This window comes from Streptomyces sp. NPDC017993 (assembly GCF_044328065.1).
Classification (GTDB): Bacteria; Actinomycetota; Actinomycetes; order Streptomycetales; family Streptomycetaceae; genus Streptomyces.
The window spans coordinates 17,493-33,587 of the sequence record NZ_JBIRGO010000037.1 but is presented as its reverse complement, the minus strand read 5'-3'; the positions used below and the strand labels follow the sequence as shown (position 1 = coordinate 33,587).

10 protein-coding genes are annotated in these 16,095 nt (G+C 68.4%); 8 read left to right on the top strand and 2 right to left on the bottom strand.

The genetic code is table 11. The annotated features are described in order from the left end of the window. Nucleotides 1-238: 238 nt before the first annotated feature. From ACH4FH_RS37100 to ACH4FH_RS37065, 8 genes are all read left to right on the top strand, one after another. Nucleotides 239-1,798 (top strand): hypothetical protein, encoded by a 1,560-nt coding sequence (locus tag ACH4FH_RS37100; RefSeq protein WP_398560388.1) that lies wholly within the window; start codon nt 239-241, stop codon nt 1,796-1,798. A gap of 32 nt (nt 1,799-1,830) precedes the next feature. Beyond that, on the top strand, nt 1,831-2,505 hold the full coding sequence (locus ACH4FH_RS37095) for a helix-turn-helix domain containing protein (RefSeq protein WP_398560387.1): 675 nt from the start codon (nt 1,831-1,833) through the stop codon (nt 2,503-2,505). Nucleotides 2,506-2,668: 163 nt separating this feature from the next. Then, nucleotides 2,669-3,730, top strand: a complete 1,062-nt coding sequence (locus ACH4FH_RS37090; RefSeq protein WP_398560386.1) for a hypothetical protein — start codon at nt 2,669-2,671, stop codon at nt 3,728-3,730. Nucleotides 3,731-4,142: 412 nt separating this feature from the next. Next, nucleotides 4,143-5,966 (top strand): ATP-dependent nuclease, encoded by a 1,824-nt coding sequence (locus tag ACH4FH_RS37085; protein WP_398560401.1) that lies wholly within the window; start codon nt 4,143-4,145, stop codon nt 5,964-5,966. Nucleotides 5,967-6,348: 382 nt separating this feature from the next. Next, the gene (locus tag ACH4FH_RS37080; RefSeq protein WP_398560385.1) at nt 6,349-7,503 is read left to right on the top strand and encodes an exonuclease SbcCD subunit D; all 1,155 of its coding nucleotides are present in this window, start codon (nt 6,349-6,351) and stop codon (nt 7,501-7,503) included. Further along, entirely contained in the window at nt 7,503-10,529 is a 3,027-nt protein-coding gene (locus ACH4FH_RS37075; protein ID WP_398560384.1) for an AAA family ATPase, read from the top strand. Before ACH4FH_RS37080 ends, ACH4FH_RS37075 begins: the two co-directional genes overlap by 1 nt. Before the next feature lie 182 nt (nt 10,530-10,711). Continuing rightward, a complete protein-coding gene (locus tag ACH4FH_RS37070) occupies nt 10,712-13,027 on the top strand; it encodes a Helicase associated domain protein (protein WP_398560383.1) in 2,316 nt (771 codons plus the stop codon). 309 nt (nt 13,028-13,336) lie between these two features. Next, the gene (locus ACH4FH_RS37065) at nt 13,337-13,774 is read left to right on the top strand and encodes a hypothetical protein (RefSeq protein ID WP_398560382.1); all 438 of its coding nucleotides are present in this window, start codon (nt 13,337-13,339) and stop codon (nt 13,772-13,774) included. Nucleotides 13,775-13,870: 96 nt separating this feature from the next. On the opposite strand, the gene ACH4FH_RS37060 is transcribed toward ACH4FH_RS37065, so the two are convergent. Continuing rightward, entirely contained in the window at nt 13,871-14,881 is a 1,011-nt protein-coding gene (locus ACH4FH_RS37060; protein WP_398560381.1) for a hypothetical protein, read from the bottom strand. Between the two features lie 303 nt (nt 14,882-15,184). Then, nucleotides 15,185-16,095 (bottom strand): tetratricopeptide repeat protein (locus tag ACH4FH_RS37055; RefSeq protein WP_398560380.1); only part of this gene is annotated, 911 nt, incomplete at its 5' end.

Genomic DNA, 16,095 nt, shown 5'->3' with positions numbered 1-16,095 from the left:
TGGCACGGCCCGCGCTGCGGGGGCGGCGAGTGCGCCCACGGCCGCCCCGCCGGCACCGCCTTCTCCACCAAGTGTGCCGTTCCCGTTGGCTGCTGCCGGTGTACCCCGGCAGCTGCCTTGCCTGCCGGAGGGGGCTGAGGGTGACCGGTGGGTCGGTCATTCCGCCAATCTGGCTTCCACCCGGCCGAACTTCACCCAGCAGGCTCGCTCCACCGCCTTCCTCGACACTGCTACCGGCATGCTGGTCTACCGTGACCAGACCACGCGTCTGGATCTGGCGTCCGCCTCTGCCGGCGACATTCTGCAGGCCGTCTTTCAGGCAGTTCCTGAGGGCGTGGAGCGGATCTACGTCACTGCGGGTGACCCCTGGCACCGTGAGGCCGGGCGTTATCCGTTTCTGCGTGATGCCGTCGCCGCATGGCTCAATGCCCCGATCGCGGGCTGGCGTACCGACACCGGCCGTGGCAAGGACCGCATGGCCGGGCACTTCGTCCACGCCCGTCATCCCGTGGGCCGCTACCAGCGGCAGGGAGCGGAGCAGCATGTGGAGATCCGGTCGGTGGGGGAGTGGTTCGACCCCGAGGGGGCCGCCCCCACCACGGTCCGCGACGCCTTCGTCCTGCTGTGGAAGGCCCTGCGCGCCCACTGGTCCGACGCGGTCATCATGGGCTCGCCCTCCCAGACCGGCCGCGACCTGTGGACCCGCACCATCCCCGCCCGCGGACAATTCGCCGACGGCTACCCCGTCCTGTCCGAGGAACTGCGCGGCCTCCTGCACGCCACCGCAGGCCAGGGCCGCACCGAACTGATCACCCCACCCCACGTCCCCGAACAGCTCCCCGCCCTCGTCGAGTACGACCGCACCTTCGCCTACGCCAAGCACACCTGGAAATCCCCCGTCGGCGCCCCCCGCCGCGTCACCGCGACCACCTTCGCCTCCTGGAGCGAGAAGGAGCAGACCAGGGCCCTCTTCGGCTGCGGCCACTGGCAGGTCCGCGTGAGCGTCCCCGACGACTGGAGCCACGTGGGGATCCTGCCGGCCCCCGCACCCGGCGAACGCGCCTGGCACTACCCCCGCACCCCCGGCACCACCTTCACCACCTGGGCCGGCGGACCCGAGGTCTACACCGCCCTGTCCAACCCCCTTGCACCCTGGAAGATCGAAATCCTCGACGGCCTGCTGTGGGAGGACGGCAAGCCCCTGGACGACTGGTCCAAGAAACTCAAGGATGCCTGGGCATCCCTCGCCGCCCAAGCCAACCTTCACGGCGACCCCGCCCAGCGCCTCGCCGCCCACCTCGCCTCCCGCGCCGTGCGCTCCCTGCTCCTGTACGGCATCGGCTCCTTCGCCCAACGCCCCCGCACCGTCACCGGAACCACCCCCCGCACAGACGAGCGCGACATCCCCGCCGACGCCGAAATCATCGGCTTCGACGACGACCACGTCACCTGGCAACGCCCCACCGGCTTCGCCCGCGACCCCAACGCCCACCCCGAATGGGCCGCAAGCATCTGGTCCGGAGCCCGCGCCGCTCTGCTGTCCATGCGCATGCGCGAGGACAACACCCACGTCGGCGCCCTCCACGCACCCGCCGGCTCCGTCGTCGCCTTCCGCACCGACGCCGTCTACCTCACCACGCCCCAGAAGTGGCCCTACCACGGCCAGCCCGGCGAATACCTCCACAAGGGCCACCTGACCGGCCCCGTCCCGGCCCCCACCACCGAGGACGAACTCCTGGCCCTGCGCGACGCCGGACGCACCGCCCTCCACCACACCCGCACCAGCGGTGAGGCCTGATGCCCTCCCAACGCCACACCCTTTCACCTGAGTTGAACGAAGCAGCCCAGCTATCCGACCAACTCCGCGCCGCCGGCTACACCAAACGCGACATCGCCCGCATCATCAACCGCGACCCCTCCCTCGTCTCCCAGTTCTACACACGCCACAAAGGCGCCGCCTTCGCCCCCGCCCTACGCCACGTCATCACCGCCGTCCACGCCGGCATCACCGACCCCAGCGAACTCGCCGCCCTCGCTGCCCCCCACATCACCCGCCGCACCACCACCGCCGGCACCCGCGCCCGGGTGCGCACCAAGGCCGTCCTCATCACCCCCACCGGCACCGGAACCGGCCGCGCCGGCACCCAAGCCATCGCCTCCGGCGCCGCCCGCCTACGCCCCCTCATCGCCGAAGCAGCCCGCCAACGACTGCGCCTGGCCTTCACCATCCGCATGCCGAAGACCGGCTACACCCACGCCTCCGGCAGCCGAACGGACTCACCCGGTGTACGCCGCGACGTCATCCAGCGAGCCGACCACACCGAAGAACGCTCCTACGGATCAGCGACCACCGGGGGCTTCGACGCCACCGAATTCGCCCACCGCGTCGATGCGGCAGGCGGCGACGTCACCGCAGCCGTCACCCAGTGGCTGCTGGAGACCGGCCGCATCCACCCCGGCGCCCACATCACCCACCTGGAGATCCGCACCTGGCGGCCCCGCTGACACCCCCGCACAAGCCCCGCTCGTGAACACCGCGGCCAGCGACCTTTGTTGACCCGTTCGGCACCGCCCCGCCGTGGGTTTTGGCTACGGTGCCAACCACGGCCGCCAAAGAGGCAACCACGGCCCGCCAAGAGGCAACCGTGGCCGCAACAGGGGGAGGGCCATGCTGAACGAGAGGGACGCCCTGGACGCGGTGCGGCGACACGTCGCCGAGCGCGGGCAGGCACCGAAGATGGACCTGCCGGCTACGGCGGAGGTCACCTGGCACTCGCTCCTCGAGGGAAAGATCGTGCGCTCCATAGAGACCCGCACAGAAGGTGAGCGGATCCATCGTGGCCGTATCGACTTATCGGGCCGCCCGCAGTACGACCGGCTGCAGCACTACCGGCTCGCCCCGCCGAAGGACCCTGCCGTCGCGAAGACGCTGGAGCTGGTACAGCGAGGGTCGGTGACAGAACAGTCCTGTGCCTGCGGGAACGGCAAGGTCGCCTGCCCGCGCTGCCAGGGCAGGGGTGACCTGTTGTGTGAGGAGTCCGCCACCTGTACCGACTGCCGTGGCATCGACTCCTGCCTGCGCTGCGACGGCACCGGACACCGAAGCCGGAAGACTCCCCAGGACCAGAGGCAGGCAACGGGCGAACGCCTCACCTGCAAAAAATGCGGCGCGTTGGAGGCCGCTTGCCCCACGTGCCGCGGCCGCGGACGCGTCACCTGCGCAACCTGCCAAGGCAAGGGCATACGACAGTGCCCCGACTGCGAACGCGCGGGAACCGTGCCACACGACCGGTGCGCAGGCACCGGTCACACGGTGACATGGGTCGAAGGCATCATCAGCCGGCAGCCGCAGACCGAGGAAATCCGGTGGCCTGAGTCGAAACTGCCCTACATGGCCCGCCAGCACGCACGCGAAAACGGCAACTGGCGAAAGACATCCCTCACCGACAACGACTCCATCCCCGACAACCTCGAGCCCGAGTTCAAGGCTCTCTTGCGGCCCCGCCTCAAGCCGCACGAAGGCGAAGTCGCACGACAGGCCAGCCTCCGCTACCTCCCTCTGGCCCGGGTCGCCGTGCCCCAACACCGCCACCGGATCTACTACGTCTTCCCCGGGCACACCGCACTCCAGGTCCTCACGCTGCCCTCACAGCAAAGAACCTGGCAGATCGCCGGAGTGGTTCTCGGAGCCCTGGCAGTGCTCTACGTCCTCTCACAGCTCATCGGGTAGAGGCCTCTCACGCACACCTCTGGGCCCGCCTATCCCGCCATGCCTACCGGCATCGACTGCCATCCGTCGCAGCGTGGGGCCGAACCCGTGTCACGCAAGGCGGTGGGACAGGACGTCGTCGCCCTCCCACTACCGGGGCCAGGCACCCGGCTCGCCGCTCTGAGCACTCAGACAGCATGGGCGTGATGTCCTGACGGACGTCTTCCTGGCTCGCTCGCTGCGCAGTCGGCATCAGCTGACGCCTCGACAGACCTGGGCGGAAGGTGGTTAACAGTCAGTAGGTGAGGCCCTGTTGACCGATGACCTCTAGTATGACTGCCTGCGCTGACGGCCCAGCTGGTTCGGCAGTGCGCGCTACCCGCAAGTCATACCTCTGCCTGGTGTGAGCAGGGGAGATACGGAGCAGCTCACGGTGCACCTCGACAGCTTTTCCGCGTGCGGCTTCCGTTCCCTGACCCACGTGAGGGACATTCCGATCAGTTGTCCCACGATCCTCGCGGGCCGCAACGACGGTGGTAAGAGCGCTGTGCTGACTGCGCTCGCCTTCCTTCTGGGCACGTACCGTCTGGCCGAAGAGGACCGGACCTATGAGCAGGGGGAGGGGGCCAAGGGGCTGCGCTGTTTGGAGACTTGGGTGGAGGGGAGGTTCGTCCTCGACGCAGGTGAACAGGGCAGCAGTGGTCTTCCCGCGCGGGTAAGCATCCGCCGCCGAGCCAGGTCGAGCGAGGCGGCCTGCTGGGAGTACTTCGGCAGCCAGCCCGCCGATAGCCGCCTTCACGGTCTGGGAAGGTTGCTCAAGCCTGCCCTTGCCGCTCTCGTTACCGAGTTCGGGCTCACCCCGGCAGGTGCCTTGAAGGAGGACCTGCTCGCTGCGGTCGCCGACTACGCCGCCACGCTGCCCCAGATCGAGGAGTGGCTGCCGTTTCCCAAGAGCATGGAGGCCCGCTTACCCAGGCTCCTTGCTTTCGGAGGCAAGGACGAGAGCCCCGATGACGCTGTACGCACTGCGCTCAGCAGCTGCTACGAGGCGCATCTGGGGGACGAGACTCTGCAAGGGCAGGTACGGGAGCTCGAAGCGGAGATCACCCACCGCCTGGAGAAGGAAGCCGACTCCCTGTGCAGCCACATCCGCCAGCACTGCAGCGAATTCGTCGGAGTGGACGTCAAACCCGAGGTCTCCTTCAAAGGCGGCTTCAAACGAGCTCCCCTGCACGTCTCCCGGGCTGATGGCGAACCCGTCGACCTGACACGTTCAGGACAGGGCAGCACCCGCCGGATTGCCCTCGCCGTGTGGGAGTGGACCAGCGAACTCCTGGAGAACACGGAACTGGCTGCGGCAGGGGAGTCAGGCGACGAGCCGACCCAGACGATCGTCGTCTATGACGAGCCCGACACCCACCTCGACTACCGCCACCAGCGCACCGTGATGGACATCATCCGCAAGCAGTGCGCGTTACCGCACGTCAGCGTCATGGTGGCCACCCACTCGATGAATCTCATCGACGGCGTCGACATCGCCGACGTCGTCCACCTCAAGCTCAACGACCACGGACGCACCGTGGTGGAGCGCCTCGTCAACGACACCCATGACGGCATCGACTTCCACCTGGGGCAGATCGCTGCAGCTCTGGGGCTGCGCAACTCGGTCCTGCTGCACGAGCGCTGCTTCCTCGCAGTGGAAGGAGAGACCGAGCAGCAGAGCCTGCCCGTGCTCTTCCGCCTCTCTCAGGGGCTGTCCCTGCAGGCGGCCGGTATCGCTCTGTGGGGCTGTGAGAACAACGAAGGCGCACTGCACCTGGCACGCTACCTCGTCAAGCACCAGCGGACGGTCATGCTCATGATCGACGCCGACAGCCGCAGCAACAAGCTCCTCAAGGACGAGAGGCTGCGCCGTGCCGGACTCGACCTCGCCACGCAAGTCACGTACGTGGGAGAAGCTGAGGGCTTCAACGAGCTGGAGGAACTCTTCACCGACCAACAGTGGGCCACTGCCGCCAACGACCACTGGCCCCGCCCTGCCCCGCAGGCGTGGACGGCACAGGACTTCGCCGCCCTCCGCGGGGCCAGCAAGTTCAGTGGCGACATCCTGCGCATGATCAAGGAGAAGGCGGCTGAGGAGAGCCCCAGCGGCAAGCCCGCCATGGTCTACGCCCTGGCCACCACCCTCACAACGCCCCAGGATGTCCCTCAGCAGCTTCGTGAGGCTTTCACCCAGCTGCAGGAGCTGGCTTACTGACGAGGATCATTGCGTCCCCTGCGCCGCTTGAGCATGCGGTCCTTACGCTGCTGAACCGTGGGCGCCGTCCAGGCATGCCAGCCCACATCCGCAACCCATTGCCGAGCATGCCCACGTGCCTCGATCCCGCACCACCGGCAGCCGCTGGGCGCCGGCACGCAGTTGGACCGAGCAGAACGCGGTAAGCACATGGCATTCTCCCTTCCCCCACTGCTCATCTTCCCTCCTGCCACTGACAATCACCCGGCGCGCCCGTCAGCTATCAGGCCAATCAGGCGATGGGGGGAAACGTTTTCTCATCTGCCCTTATAGGTCCACAAGTCATCCCGATTATCGGGAAAGCCCCCCGAACCTACTCCGCAAGTGAATACGGTCTGTGCCCATGAGGCTCCTGCACACTTCGGACTGGCACCTGGGCCGTCCCCTGCACCGCGTGTCACTACTGACTGAGCAACGCACCTTCCTGGAACACCTCCTGGAAACAGTGCGGCGCGAACAAGCCGAGGCCGTGGTCGTCGCGGGCGATGTCTTCGACCGTGCCATCCCGCCGCTGGACGCGATAGACCTTTTCAAATGGGTCCTCGAAGAACTCGCCGACCTGCGGGTGCCACTCGTCATGATCAGCGGAAACCACGACTCGCCCCGCCGACTGGGCGTCAACTCCCGGCTGATCGAGCACGCCGGTATCCACCTGCGCACCGGCGTAGACGACTGCGCCCGCCCCGCCCTCCTGCACGACGATCACGGACCAGTGGCCTTCTACGGCCTGCCCTACCTGGAGCCCGGCCTGGTACACGCCCACCTGGGAGCGGACCAGCCCAGCCACCAAGCCGTGCTCAGCGCGGCCATGAACCGCATCCGAGCTGACCTTGCCACCCAGCCCGCCGGCACCCGGTCGGTGGTCCTCGCCCACGCCTTCGTCACCGGGGCGGACACCAGCGAAAGCGAGCGCGATATCACCGCAGGCGGCGTCCCTTCCGTCGCCGCCTCGGTCTTCTCCGGGGTGGACTACGTGGCCCTGGGACACCTGCACCGCTGCCAACAGGTCAGCGACCGCATTCGCTACAGCGGATCCCCGCTGGCGTACTCCTTCACCGAGGCCAAGTACCCCAAAGCCATGTGGCTGATCGACCTGGGCGCCGACGCCACCCTCACAGCACACAAAGTGCCCTGCCCGGTGCCCCGCCCCCTGCACCAGCTGACCGCAGCCCTACAGACCCTGCTCACCAGCACCGAGTACACCCCATACGAGGAGTGCTGGCTGCACATCACACTGACAGACCCGGACCGGCCCCACATGGCCATGGAACGCCTGAGCCAGCGCTTCCCCCACACCCTGAAACTCAGCTTTTCCCAGGAGCGCCACACCGACGGCAGGTCCTACCGAGACCGCGTGCACAGCCGCTCCGACCACGAGATCGCCCTGGGTTTCCTCCACCACGTCACCGGCGTTCCCGCCACCCGCTCGGAGCAGGACCTCCTGCACAAGGGCCTGGAACGTGTCCGCACCGAAGCCGCCGCGCGGGAGGCCAACTGATGTATCTCCACCGCTTAACCGTCCAGGCTTTCGGACCGTTCGCCCATACCGAGGACGTCAACTTCGACGACCTGACCGGCGCGGGCCTGTTCCTGCTGCGCGGGGACACCGGCGCGGGCAAGACCAGCGTCCTGGACGCGGTCTGCTTCGCCCTCTACGGCAACGTGCCCGGAATCCGCCCCACCCACCGCCTACGCAGCGACCACGCGCCTGCCCACACACGGACCCGGGTCATCCTGGAGTTCAGCGTCGCCGGCCGCCGCTTGAAGGTCACACGAACACCCAAACAGAGCTACCCCAGCTCCCGCGCCAAAACCGGCACCGCCACAGCCGAAGCCACCGTCCAACTCCACGAGCAGACCGGCAGCTCGCACACCCCCGATGACTGGGAACCCGTCTGCGCCAACCACCGCGACGCCGACAGGGAAATCGAGGCGGCACTGGGACTGTCCAAAGACCAGTTCTGCCAGGTCGTCCTCCTGCCCCAGGGCGACTTCGCGAAATTCCTGCGGGCCGACGCAAAAGACCGAGCCTCCCTGCTGCGACGACTCTTCGACACCGGACGCTTCCAAGAGTTACAGACCTGGCTCGTCAAGCGCAGCAAGGACGCCAAAGACGACCTGGACAAGGTCACCACCGCCGTAGAGCACCTCAGCGAACGCATCGACCAAGCGGCCGGCCCCTCCCTACAGGACGACGTCGCCGACAGCCAGCCGGCCCGTCCCGACGCTCAGCACCCCGCCGACGCCCTGACCTGGGCCCAAAGCCTGCTCACCCGCGCCCGCGACGCCCACACCACCGCCCAGACAGAGGAGGAAAACAGCGACAAGGCCCACAACAAGGCCAAAGAAGACCGACAGGCAGCCACCGAACTCGCCACCCACCAAACCCAGCACAAGCACGCCCTCACCCAGCGCTCCGCACTGGACCAGCAGGCCACAGGCCATGCGCGACTTCGCGAACAGCTCGACCAAGGCCGACGCGCCGAACCGCTGCGCTCTCTGCTGGAGGGCGTGGAGCGCACCGCGCTCGCACTCCAAGAATCCCGGACAGCCGAGGAAACCGCCCGCAAACTGCTGGACGCAGCCCACACCCACGCCGAGATACCGCAACTGCAGCTCACCCACGACGAGCACCACAGCCACCGGGGCCGCATCCAAGCGCTGCTCCCGGACGAAGAACGCCACGCACAGCTGGGCACCCAGCTGGCCGAACTCGGTGAGAAGGAAGAACAGGCACAAGCCGACCACGACGAGGCCGCCCGATGGCTGGAGACATGGCCGGCAACGCAGGCCGAGCACACCGCCCTCGCCCAGACCCTGGGCAAGGCAGCCGACAGCATTCCCCAACTCCAACGCGACGCCGAGACCCTGGACACAAAACTCCAGGCCGCCCGCAGCCGCGACACGCTGGCCACCCAGCTCACCAAGGCCGAGAAAGCCGAGACCACACGCCAGACGACAGCGCTGGCCGCCAAGAAGTCCTGGCTCGACCTGCGCGAACGTCGCCTGGACGGCATGGCCGGCGAACTGGCAGCCGAACTCACCGAAGACGCCCCCTGCTCGGTGTGCGGATCCCCCACCCACCCGGCCCCGGCGCAACTACAGGCCGACCAGCCCACGCGCGAAGACGAACAGACCGCCCGAACCGCCTATGAACAGGCAGACGCCGCGCACGACCAAGCCGCACGCACGCGCAGCGAACTCGCCAAACAGCACGCCCACGCCCTCGGCACCGCCGGAACCACCCCGGTCGCAGAGCTCAAGTCGCAGCTTCTGGCTGCTCACACAGCCCACCAGACCGCCTGCGACCAGGCCGGGATGCTGGCCGCCGCCCAACAGCAACTGGCCCGGCTCCGCAGCGAGCACGACACCCGCACCCAGCAACGCCAAGAGGCCAAAGACCGGCTGACCGAATGCCAGACCCGCCACAAGGCCCTGACGCAGCAGCAGCACAGCATCGCCCTCGCCCTGGACGCCGCACGCGGCAACGCCAACACCCTCGGCGACCGCATCATCGAGATCACCCGTGCCGCAGAACACCTGTCGGGCGCCACCGACGCCGCACAGGCAACCGCCGCCGCGGCCGAACGCCACGACGACGCCCGCACCACCGCCGACCACGCGGCCCACGACGCCGGCTTCCCCACCCGGGAGGACGCCACCGCCGCACGGCAACCCGCAACCCTCCTGCAGCAGTGGCAGGAAGAACTCGAGCAATGGGGCAAGGACGACACGCTAGTCACCAGCACCCTGCAGACACCCGCCCTCATCGAGGCCAGCCTGAAGCCCCCAGCCGACCCCCAAGCCGCAGCCGACGCCCTGCACGAAGCCGAAACCCGGGTAAAGGCCACCGCCGGCACCTCCCAGCAAGCCCGCGACCGCGTCACCCACCTGACCCGCCTCGTCGCCGACCTCGCCGCCCGCCTGACCGACCTCGAACCCCTCCAGGCCCGCTACACCCTGGCCGACCGCCTGGCACGCATCGCATCAGCCACCGACGGCGCCAACACACTCAGCATGGAACTGGAGGCATACGTCCTCGCCGCCCGCCTGGAAGAGATCGCAGAGGCAGCCAACGCCCGCCTGCAAGCCATGACCTCCGACCGCTACCTCCTCGTCCACAGCGACGCAAAAGACACCGGCCGACGTGGACGCCTCAAAGCCGGACTGAGCCTCAGAGTCCTCGACACCTGGACGGGCACCGAACGCGAGACCTCCACCCTCTCCGGCGGCGAAACCTTCACCACCTCCCTCGCCCTGGCACTCGGCCTGGCCGACGTCGTCACCCAAGAAGCCAGCGGCCGCCCCCTGGGGACTTTGTTCATCGACGAAGGCTTCGGCACCCTCGACGAACAAAACCTGCAGGACGTGATGGACGTGCTCGACCAACTACGCGCCGGCGACCGAACCGTCGGCATCGTCAGCCACGTCGCCGAACTCGGCCGCCGCATCCCCAGCCAACTACGCGTCATCAAGCAACGCAACGGCTCCACGCTGCGCCCAATGGTCGACGCCGACCTATGACCCAGCCGCACACCGCGTCGCGAACACCTCCCGCGACAACGACCACCTGGCCCGACACTTCGGTCCCCCGCTCATACAAGCCTGAACACACAAGACCAACAGCCTGCCAGCAGAACCCACCCCGCCAAGGAAAATAAGCAACAAAACCCAACGGACACGTCCACAGCCCACAGCAGGAGAGCATGCCGACCACAGACATCGAGCTCCGGCCCCACCAGAAGGAAGCCGTCACCGCGGCCGTGAAAGCCCTGCGCAGCCACGACCGAACCAGCGTGGTGGCCGCCTGCGGCACCGGGAAAACGCTCATCGCCGCACGCACCGCCTTCAGGCTGGCAGCCCGCGGCCGCGTCCTGGTCCTGGTCCCAACCCTGGACCTGCTGTCTCAGACGGTGCGCTCCTGGCACGCAGCCGGCCGCAAAGGCCATGCCGTGGCCGTCTGTTCCGCACGCCAGGCGGTCCAACACCCCTCGGCCGGCGACATCCCGATGACCACCGACCCCGCCGAACTCGCAGCCCTCACCCCGACCGAGGACGGGCCCGTCACCGTCTACGCCACCTACGCCTCGCTGCCCACCCTGCTCACCGCCCACCACACCCACCACCTACCCGCCTGGGACCTCGCCGTCGTCGACGAAGCCCACCGCACCGCCGGCCGCCTCGGCAAAGCCTGGGCCGCCATCCACCACAACGACCAGATCCCCGCCCACCGCCGCCTCTACCTCACCGCCACCCCCCGCATCTGGGACCCCGACAGCGACCGCGCCGACGACCCCGTCGCCTCCATGGACGACGAAACCCTCTTCGGCCCCGTCGCCTACCGCCTGACCCTCTCCGACGCCATCGACCTCGGCCTACTCGCCGACTACCAGATCCTCGTCCCCGTCGTCGACAACACCGACCTGCGCGACTGGCTCGCCACCGGACCCGGCGCCGGCGCCGACGGCCTGCGCCTGGCCGGCCGCCAAGTCGCCGTCCTCAGAGCCATCCACGACCACAAACTGCGCCGCGTGCTCACCTTCCACCACCGCGTCGCCGACGCCCGAGCCTTCGCCACCACCCTCCCCGACACCGCCGCAGCCCTCCCCACCGACCTGCAGCCCGACGGCCTCTGGGCCAACTGGATCAGCGGCACCCACCCACCCCGCATCCGCCGCCGCCTCCTGCTCGAATTCGCCGCCCACACCAACCCCCACACCCCCGCCGTCCTCGCCAACGCCCGCGTCCTGGGCGAAGGCATCGACGTCCCCTCCATCGACGCCGTCGTCTTCGCCGACCCCAAAAACAGCCCCGTCGACACCGTCCAGGCCGTCGGCCGCGCCCTGCGCCAACCACCCGGCGCCGGCAAAAAAGCCACCCTGATCGTCCCCGTCTACCTCACCCCCGACGAAGACCCCGACGACCTCCTCAGCGCCGACGCCTACACCCCCCTATGGCGCACCGTCCAAGCCCTGCGCGCCCACGACGAACGCCTCACCGCCCGCCTCGCCGACCCCCGCACCCACCGCCCCACCCTCCCCAGCAACGACCCCGGCGCCTGGCTCCGCTTCGACCGACCCACCCAGGAAGAAGAAGTCGCCCTCGCCCTCACCCTGCGCGTCCTTGCCCCCAAGAGCGCCGAGTGGCGCCGCGGCCTGGCCGCTGCCCGCCGCTACCACCGCACCCACCACCACCTCGACATCCCCCAGGCCTACGAGGACGACACCCACTACCCGCTCGGACGATGGCTGACCTGGCAGCGCCACCTGCACAGCACCAACGCCCTGGACACCGCTCGCACCGCAGCCCTGGAACGCTTGAACATCGTCTGGAACCCCCGCCAGCAAGCCTTCGACCGCGGACTCGCCCACGCGGCCGCCTACGCCGCAACCCACGGACATCTATCCGTACCCGTCGACCAACGCCAAGACGGCTTCGCCCTCGGCCGCTGGCTCGCCACCCAACGCAAACGCGCCGACCAGCTCACCCCCGCCCGCACCCAGGCACTGCTAGACCTGGACCCCCACTGGAACCCAGCCTGGCCACTGACCTGGCAGCGCGCCTACCACGCCGCCCACCGACACAGCAACGCCGGCCACTCACTGACCGACCTGCCCCGGGACTACCTCACCGACGACGGCCTGCGCCTGGGGGAGTGGCTCCATACCCAACACAACCGCCCCCCAGAAAACCCCCAACAACAGCAACTCCTCACCCACCTGGGCTTGAACCTCGGCAGCCGGCCAAAACCGCCATCGCCTCTCGACGGACCCTCAGCCCGCGACCGCGCCTTCCACCGCGGACTCGCAGCGGCGCAAGCATTCCGCGCACGCGAGGGCCACCTCAACGTTCCGCAGCGCCATGTCGAAGACCTGGATGCAGAGCCGATGCGCCTGGGCCAATGGATCAGCAACATCCGACGTCGTTGGCACAACCTCACCCCCGACCGCCGACAGGCCCTCCAGGCCATTGGCCTAAGCCCCCCTGCTCACGACCCGACCGACGCCATGACCAAGAGCTGATGGGCCGTTCCGGGAGAAGGCAGACAAGGAACCGCGCGTGGTTCAGCGGGCGCCGGACGAGAACGATGTGTTCCTCATCCGTGACCTCACGCCGATGGCGGTGCCCCGGACGCGGAGGAAGCTCTCGCCACGGAGGGTTCTCTGGCGGGCTCGATCTTTTCGTGGCAACGGCCAGCCGCCCAGCCCCTTGAGACCCGGGTCGACGTCGGCACGCTTCTGGATGCTCTCGTCGTTACACAGCCGGTCCGCCATGCCCGGGAAGACAGGGACGAGGCGGACGAGGAGCCACGGCTGCTGGAGCGGCGGCATGTGGAGGCCCTGCTCGCGCTGGACTCTCACCCCAGTCTGTGGGCCTTGGACATGGAGCGGGAGGACCGTTACGAGGACGGCGCGCAGAAGCAGGACGAGCGGGAGAGGGAACAGGCCCACCGGACACGGAAGCGCTTGGGCAAGGAGGAGGCCGACCGACGGGCGGCGGCCGCGGCCGACCTCCACACCGGCCCGACTCCCGACGATCCGAGCGCGCTGGAGCTTCAGGAGTGCCTGGTGTGTGGCTACGAGGCGTTCAGCTCCGATGGCGGCGACGAGCTGGGCATGCAGGTCGGCACCGGTGAATGCTTGGTGTGCCACTACCGGCGCAGCCCGGCCATTGCGGCAATGCAGCCGCACGCGAGGCAGACGACGTGCGCGAGTGCCATACCCCCGATGAGGTGGATCGCGCCCTGCTGGAGGGCCGGGAAGTCGTGATGTGCGAGATCTGCAAGCCGGGTTCCCCCTCCCGCCACCTCATGAGAGTGCACAGGGCTGAGATGTACAGGCTTTGGGGCGACCCGGAGTGACCTCTCACAACCCCGTCGTCGCCGAATCCTCAGATTCCGACCAGGCGGACACCTTGCTCGGCTTGCGGTGATACCTAGCTCCGCACCGGAAGCAAAGCCCCATGAAGGCATCCGGTTCTGCCGCGGTCGAGGCACCGAGCACCAGGGAGGGCTCATCGGCCCAAGGCGCGTACCCGCTGCACCCGCATGGCTGGAGCTGTCCATCGTCCGGGCCGATAACGTCAAGCACGTACAGCCGCGCCAGCTCACAGGCGGGCCATTGAGCGTTACAGAAGAGGCAGCGCAGCTCCGGCCCCAGGACCTGGTCCTCTGCTTGGTCCGTTCCCTCCGGGATCGCCACGGCGTACTGCCGGCAGTGCGGGCACTGCACCGTACGGTCCGCCATGTCCTTGAGCGTGGCGTTGACGTTGCGCATCCGAGCCTTGACCAGCGAGTCGATGCGGCCCAGCCGCTCCTGGATGCGCTCCATGGTGTCCATGTACTCGGCGCCGAACTGGCTGGTGGGCTGCGGGTCGTAGAGGTGTGTCGGGATGAAGTCGAGGAGGAAGTCGAGAACCAGCGTGATCTGGGTCTCGACCGCGTACGCCTCCGCGGTGTGTCCGTAATGGGTGAAGGCGTTGCGGGTCTTGGTCAGGTTCGTGATGGCCGTGCGGTTCTCCTGGCCTATGTCGAGGCCGACGATGTCGCGCAGGCGCTCTATGGTCGCCTCCACGGTCACGCTGCTGAAGTCGCCATCGTGGAATTTCTTCTCAGTCGCTTTGCGCACGTCACTGATGACCAGACTCCAGTGCTCACGGACGAGGCGCGCCTTGAGCAGTACTTCCGTGGCGGCGTGCAGGTGCAAGACCGCGTACTTAAGGTCCCGGTCGTCGGGCGGCTGCTTACCTTCGGTCAGGTGCGTCACCGCGCTGAGAAGGTAGTCCATCCCGTTACGCACCGGCCGGAACTCGATGTCAGGACGCTTCGCCCCCTGTCCGCGCGCCGGCGACCGCCCACCCTGCGCGCTGCTCGACAAGCTGCTCACCTTTATCCCCCTGGCTCATGAACGTTCTCGCCGATAACCGCAGCCCAATGTTCCCCGATGCCGTGCCCGTGTACGGCGGCTTCAGTCGGCAGCGGCCGCCCTGCTCGGACTTCCCCCCCCAGGCTCCGGTCGACCGCGGCGCCCTACGGGCGGCGACCGAAGCGACGCCAGGCGGGAACCGCTGTACGGCCGTGTGCGGCTCCGAGGTCGAGGCTTGGTGTCTATCCGGGCCTCGGCTGGCTGTTCAGTGCTCCTGCGGCCCTACAAAGACCCGAGAGCGCCCCAGAGCGCCCCTCAGTCCGGCACGATCGAGGGTCCCGGCCTCTCCTCCGGCTTCTTTTTCCAACGGGCGAGACCGTGTCGGGTCGTGAGGGTGTCGGGGTGGTCGGGGCCCAAAACCCGCAATTGGTCTTGCAGCAGTTCGGCGAAGGCTTCTGCTGCACCAGCAGCATCGCCCGTCTCCCCCCGCCACTGGGCCAGATTGCCGCGGGTGAAAAGGGTATCGGGATGGTCGGTACCCAGCACCCGCATTCGGTCTTCCAGGAGCTGAGACAAAGCGGTTACCGCACCCGCTGCATCCCCTGCCCGGCCGCGCCACCGGGCCAGATTGCCGCGGGTGAGGAGGGTATGAGGGTGGTCGGGGCCCAGGACCCGCATTCGGTCTTGCAGCAGTTCGGCGAAGGCTTCTGCTGCACCAGCAGCATCCCCCGTCTCCCCCCGCCAGTAGGCGAGGAGATGCCGAGTGTGGAGGGCATCGGGGTGGTCGGGGCCCAGGACCCGCATTCGGTCTTGCAGCAGTTCGGCGAAGGCTTCTGCTGCACCAGCAGCATCGCCCATCTCCCCCCGCCACCGGGCAACATTGTGTCGGGTGGTGAGGGTGCCGGGGTGGTCGGGGCCCAGGACCCGTATCCGGTCTTGCAGCAGTTCGGCGTACGCGGTTGCGGCGCCGACCACGTCCCCCGCCTCCCCGCGCCAGTGGGCAAGGACGCTGCGGGTGGTGAGGGTGCCGGGGTGGTCGGGGCCCAGGACCCGTATCCGGTCTTGCAGCAGCCGCGCCAGGGCGGTTGCGGCGCCGGCCGCATCCCCCGTCTCCCCCTGCCAGTAGGCGAGATTGTGTCGGGTGGTGAGGGTGCCGGGGTGGTCGGGGCCCAGGACCCGTATCCGGTCTTGCAGCAGTTCGGCGTACGCGGTTGCGGCGCCGACCA

Bases quoted from the DNA above. Each gene is read 5' to 3' on its own strand.
- ACH4FH_RS37080 (WP_398560385.1), top strand. From the start codon at position 6,349: ATGAGGCTCCTGCACACTTCGGACTGGCACCTGGGCCGTCCCCTGCAC.
- ACH4FH_RS37075 (WP_398560384.1), top strand. From the start codon at position 7,503: ATGTATCTCCACCGCTTAACCGTCCAGGCTTTCGGACCGTTCGCCCAT.
- ACH4FH_RS37090 (WP_398560386.1), top strand. From the start codon at position 2,669: ATGCTGAACGAGAGGGACGCCCTGGACGCGGTGCGGCGACACGTCGCC.
- ACH4FH_RS37070 (WP_398560383.1), top strand. From the start codon at position 10,712: ATGCCGACCACAGACATCGAGCTCCGGCCCCACCAGAAGGAAGCCGTC.
- ACH4FH_RS37100 (WP_398560388.1), top strand. From the start codon at position 239: ATGCTGGTCTACCGTGACCAGACCACGCGTCTGGATCTGGCGTCCGCC.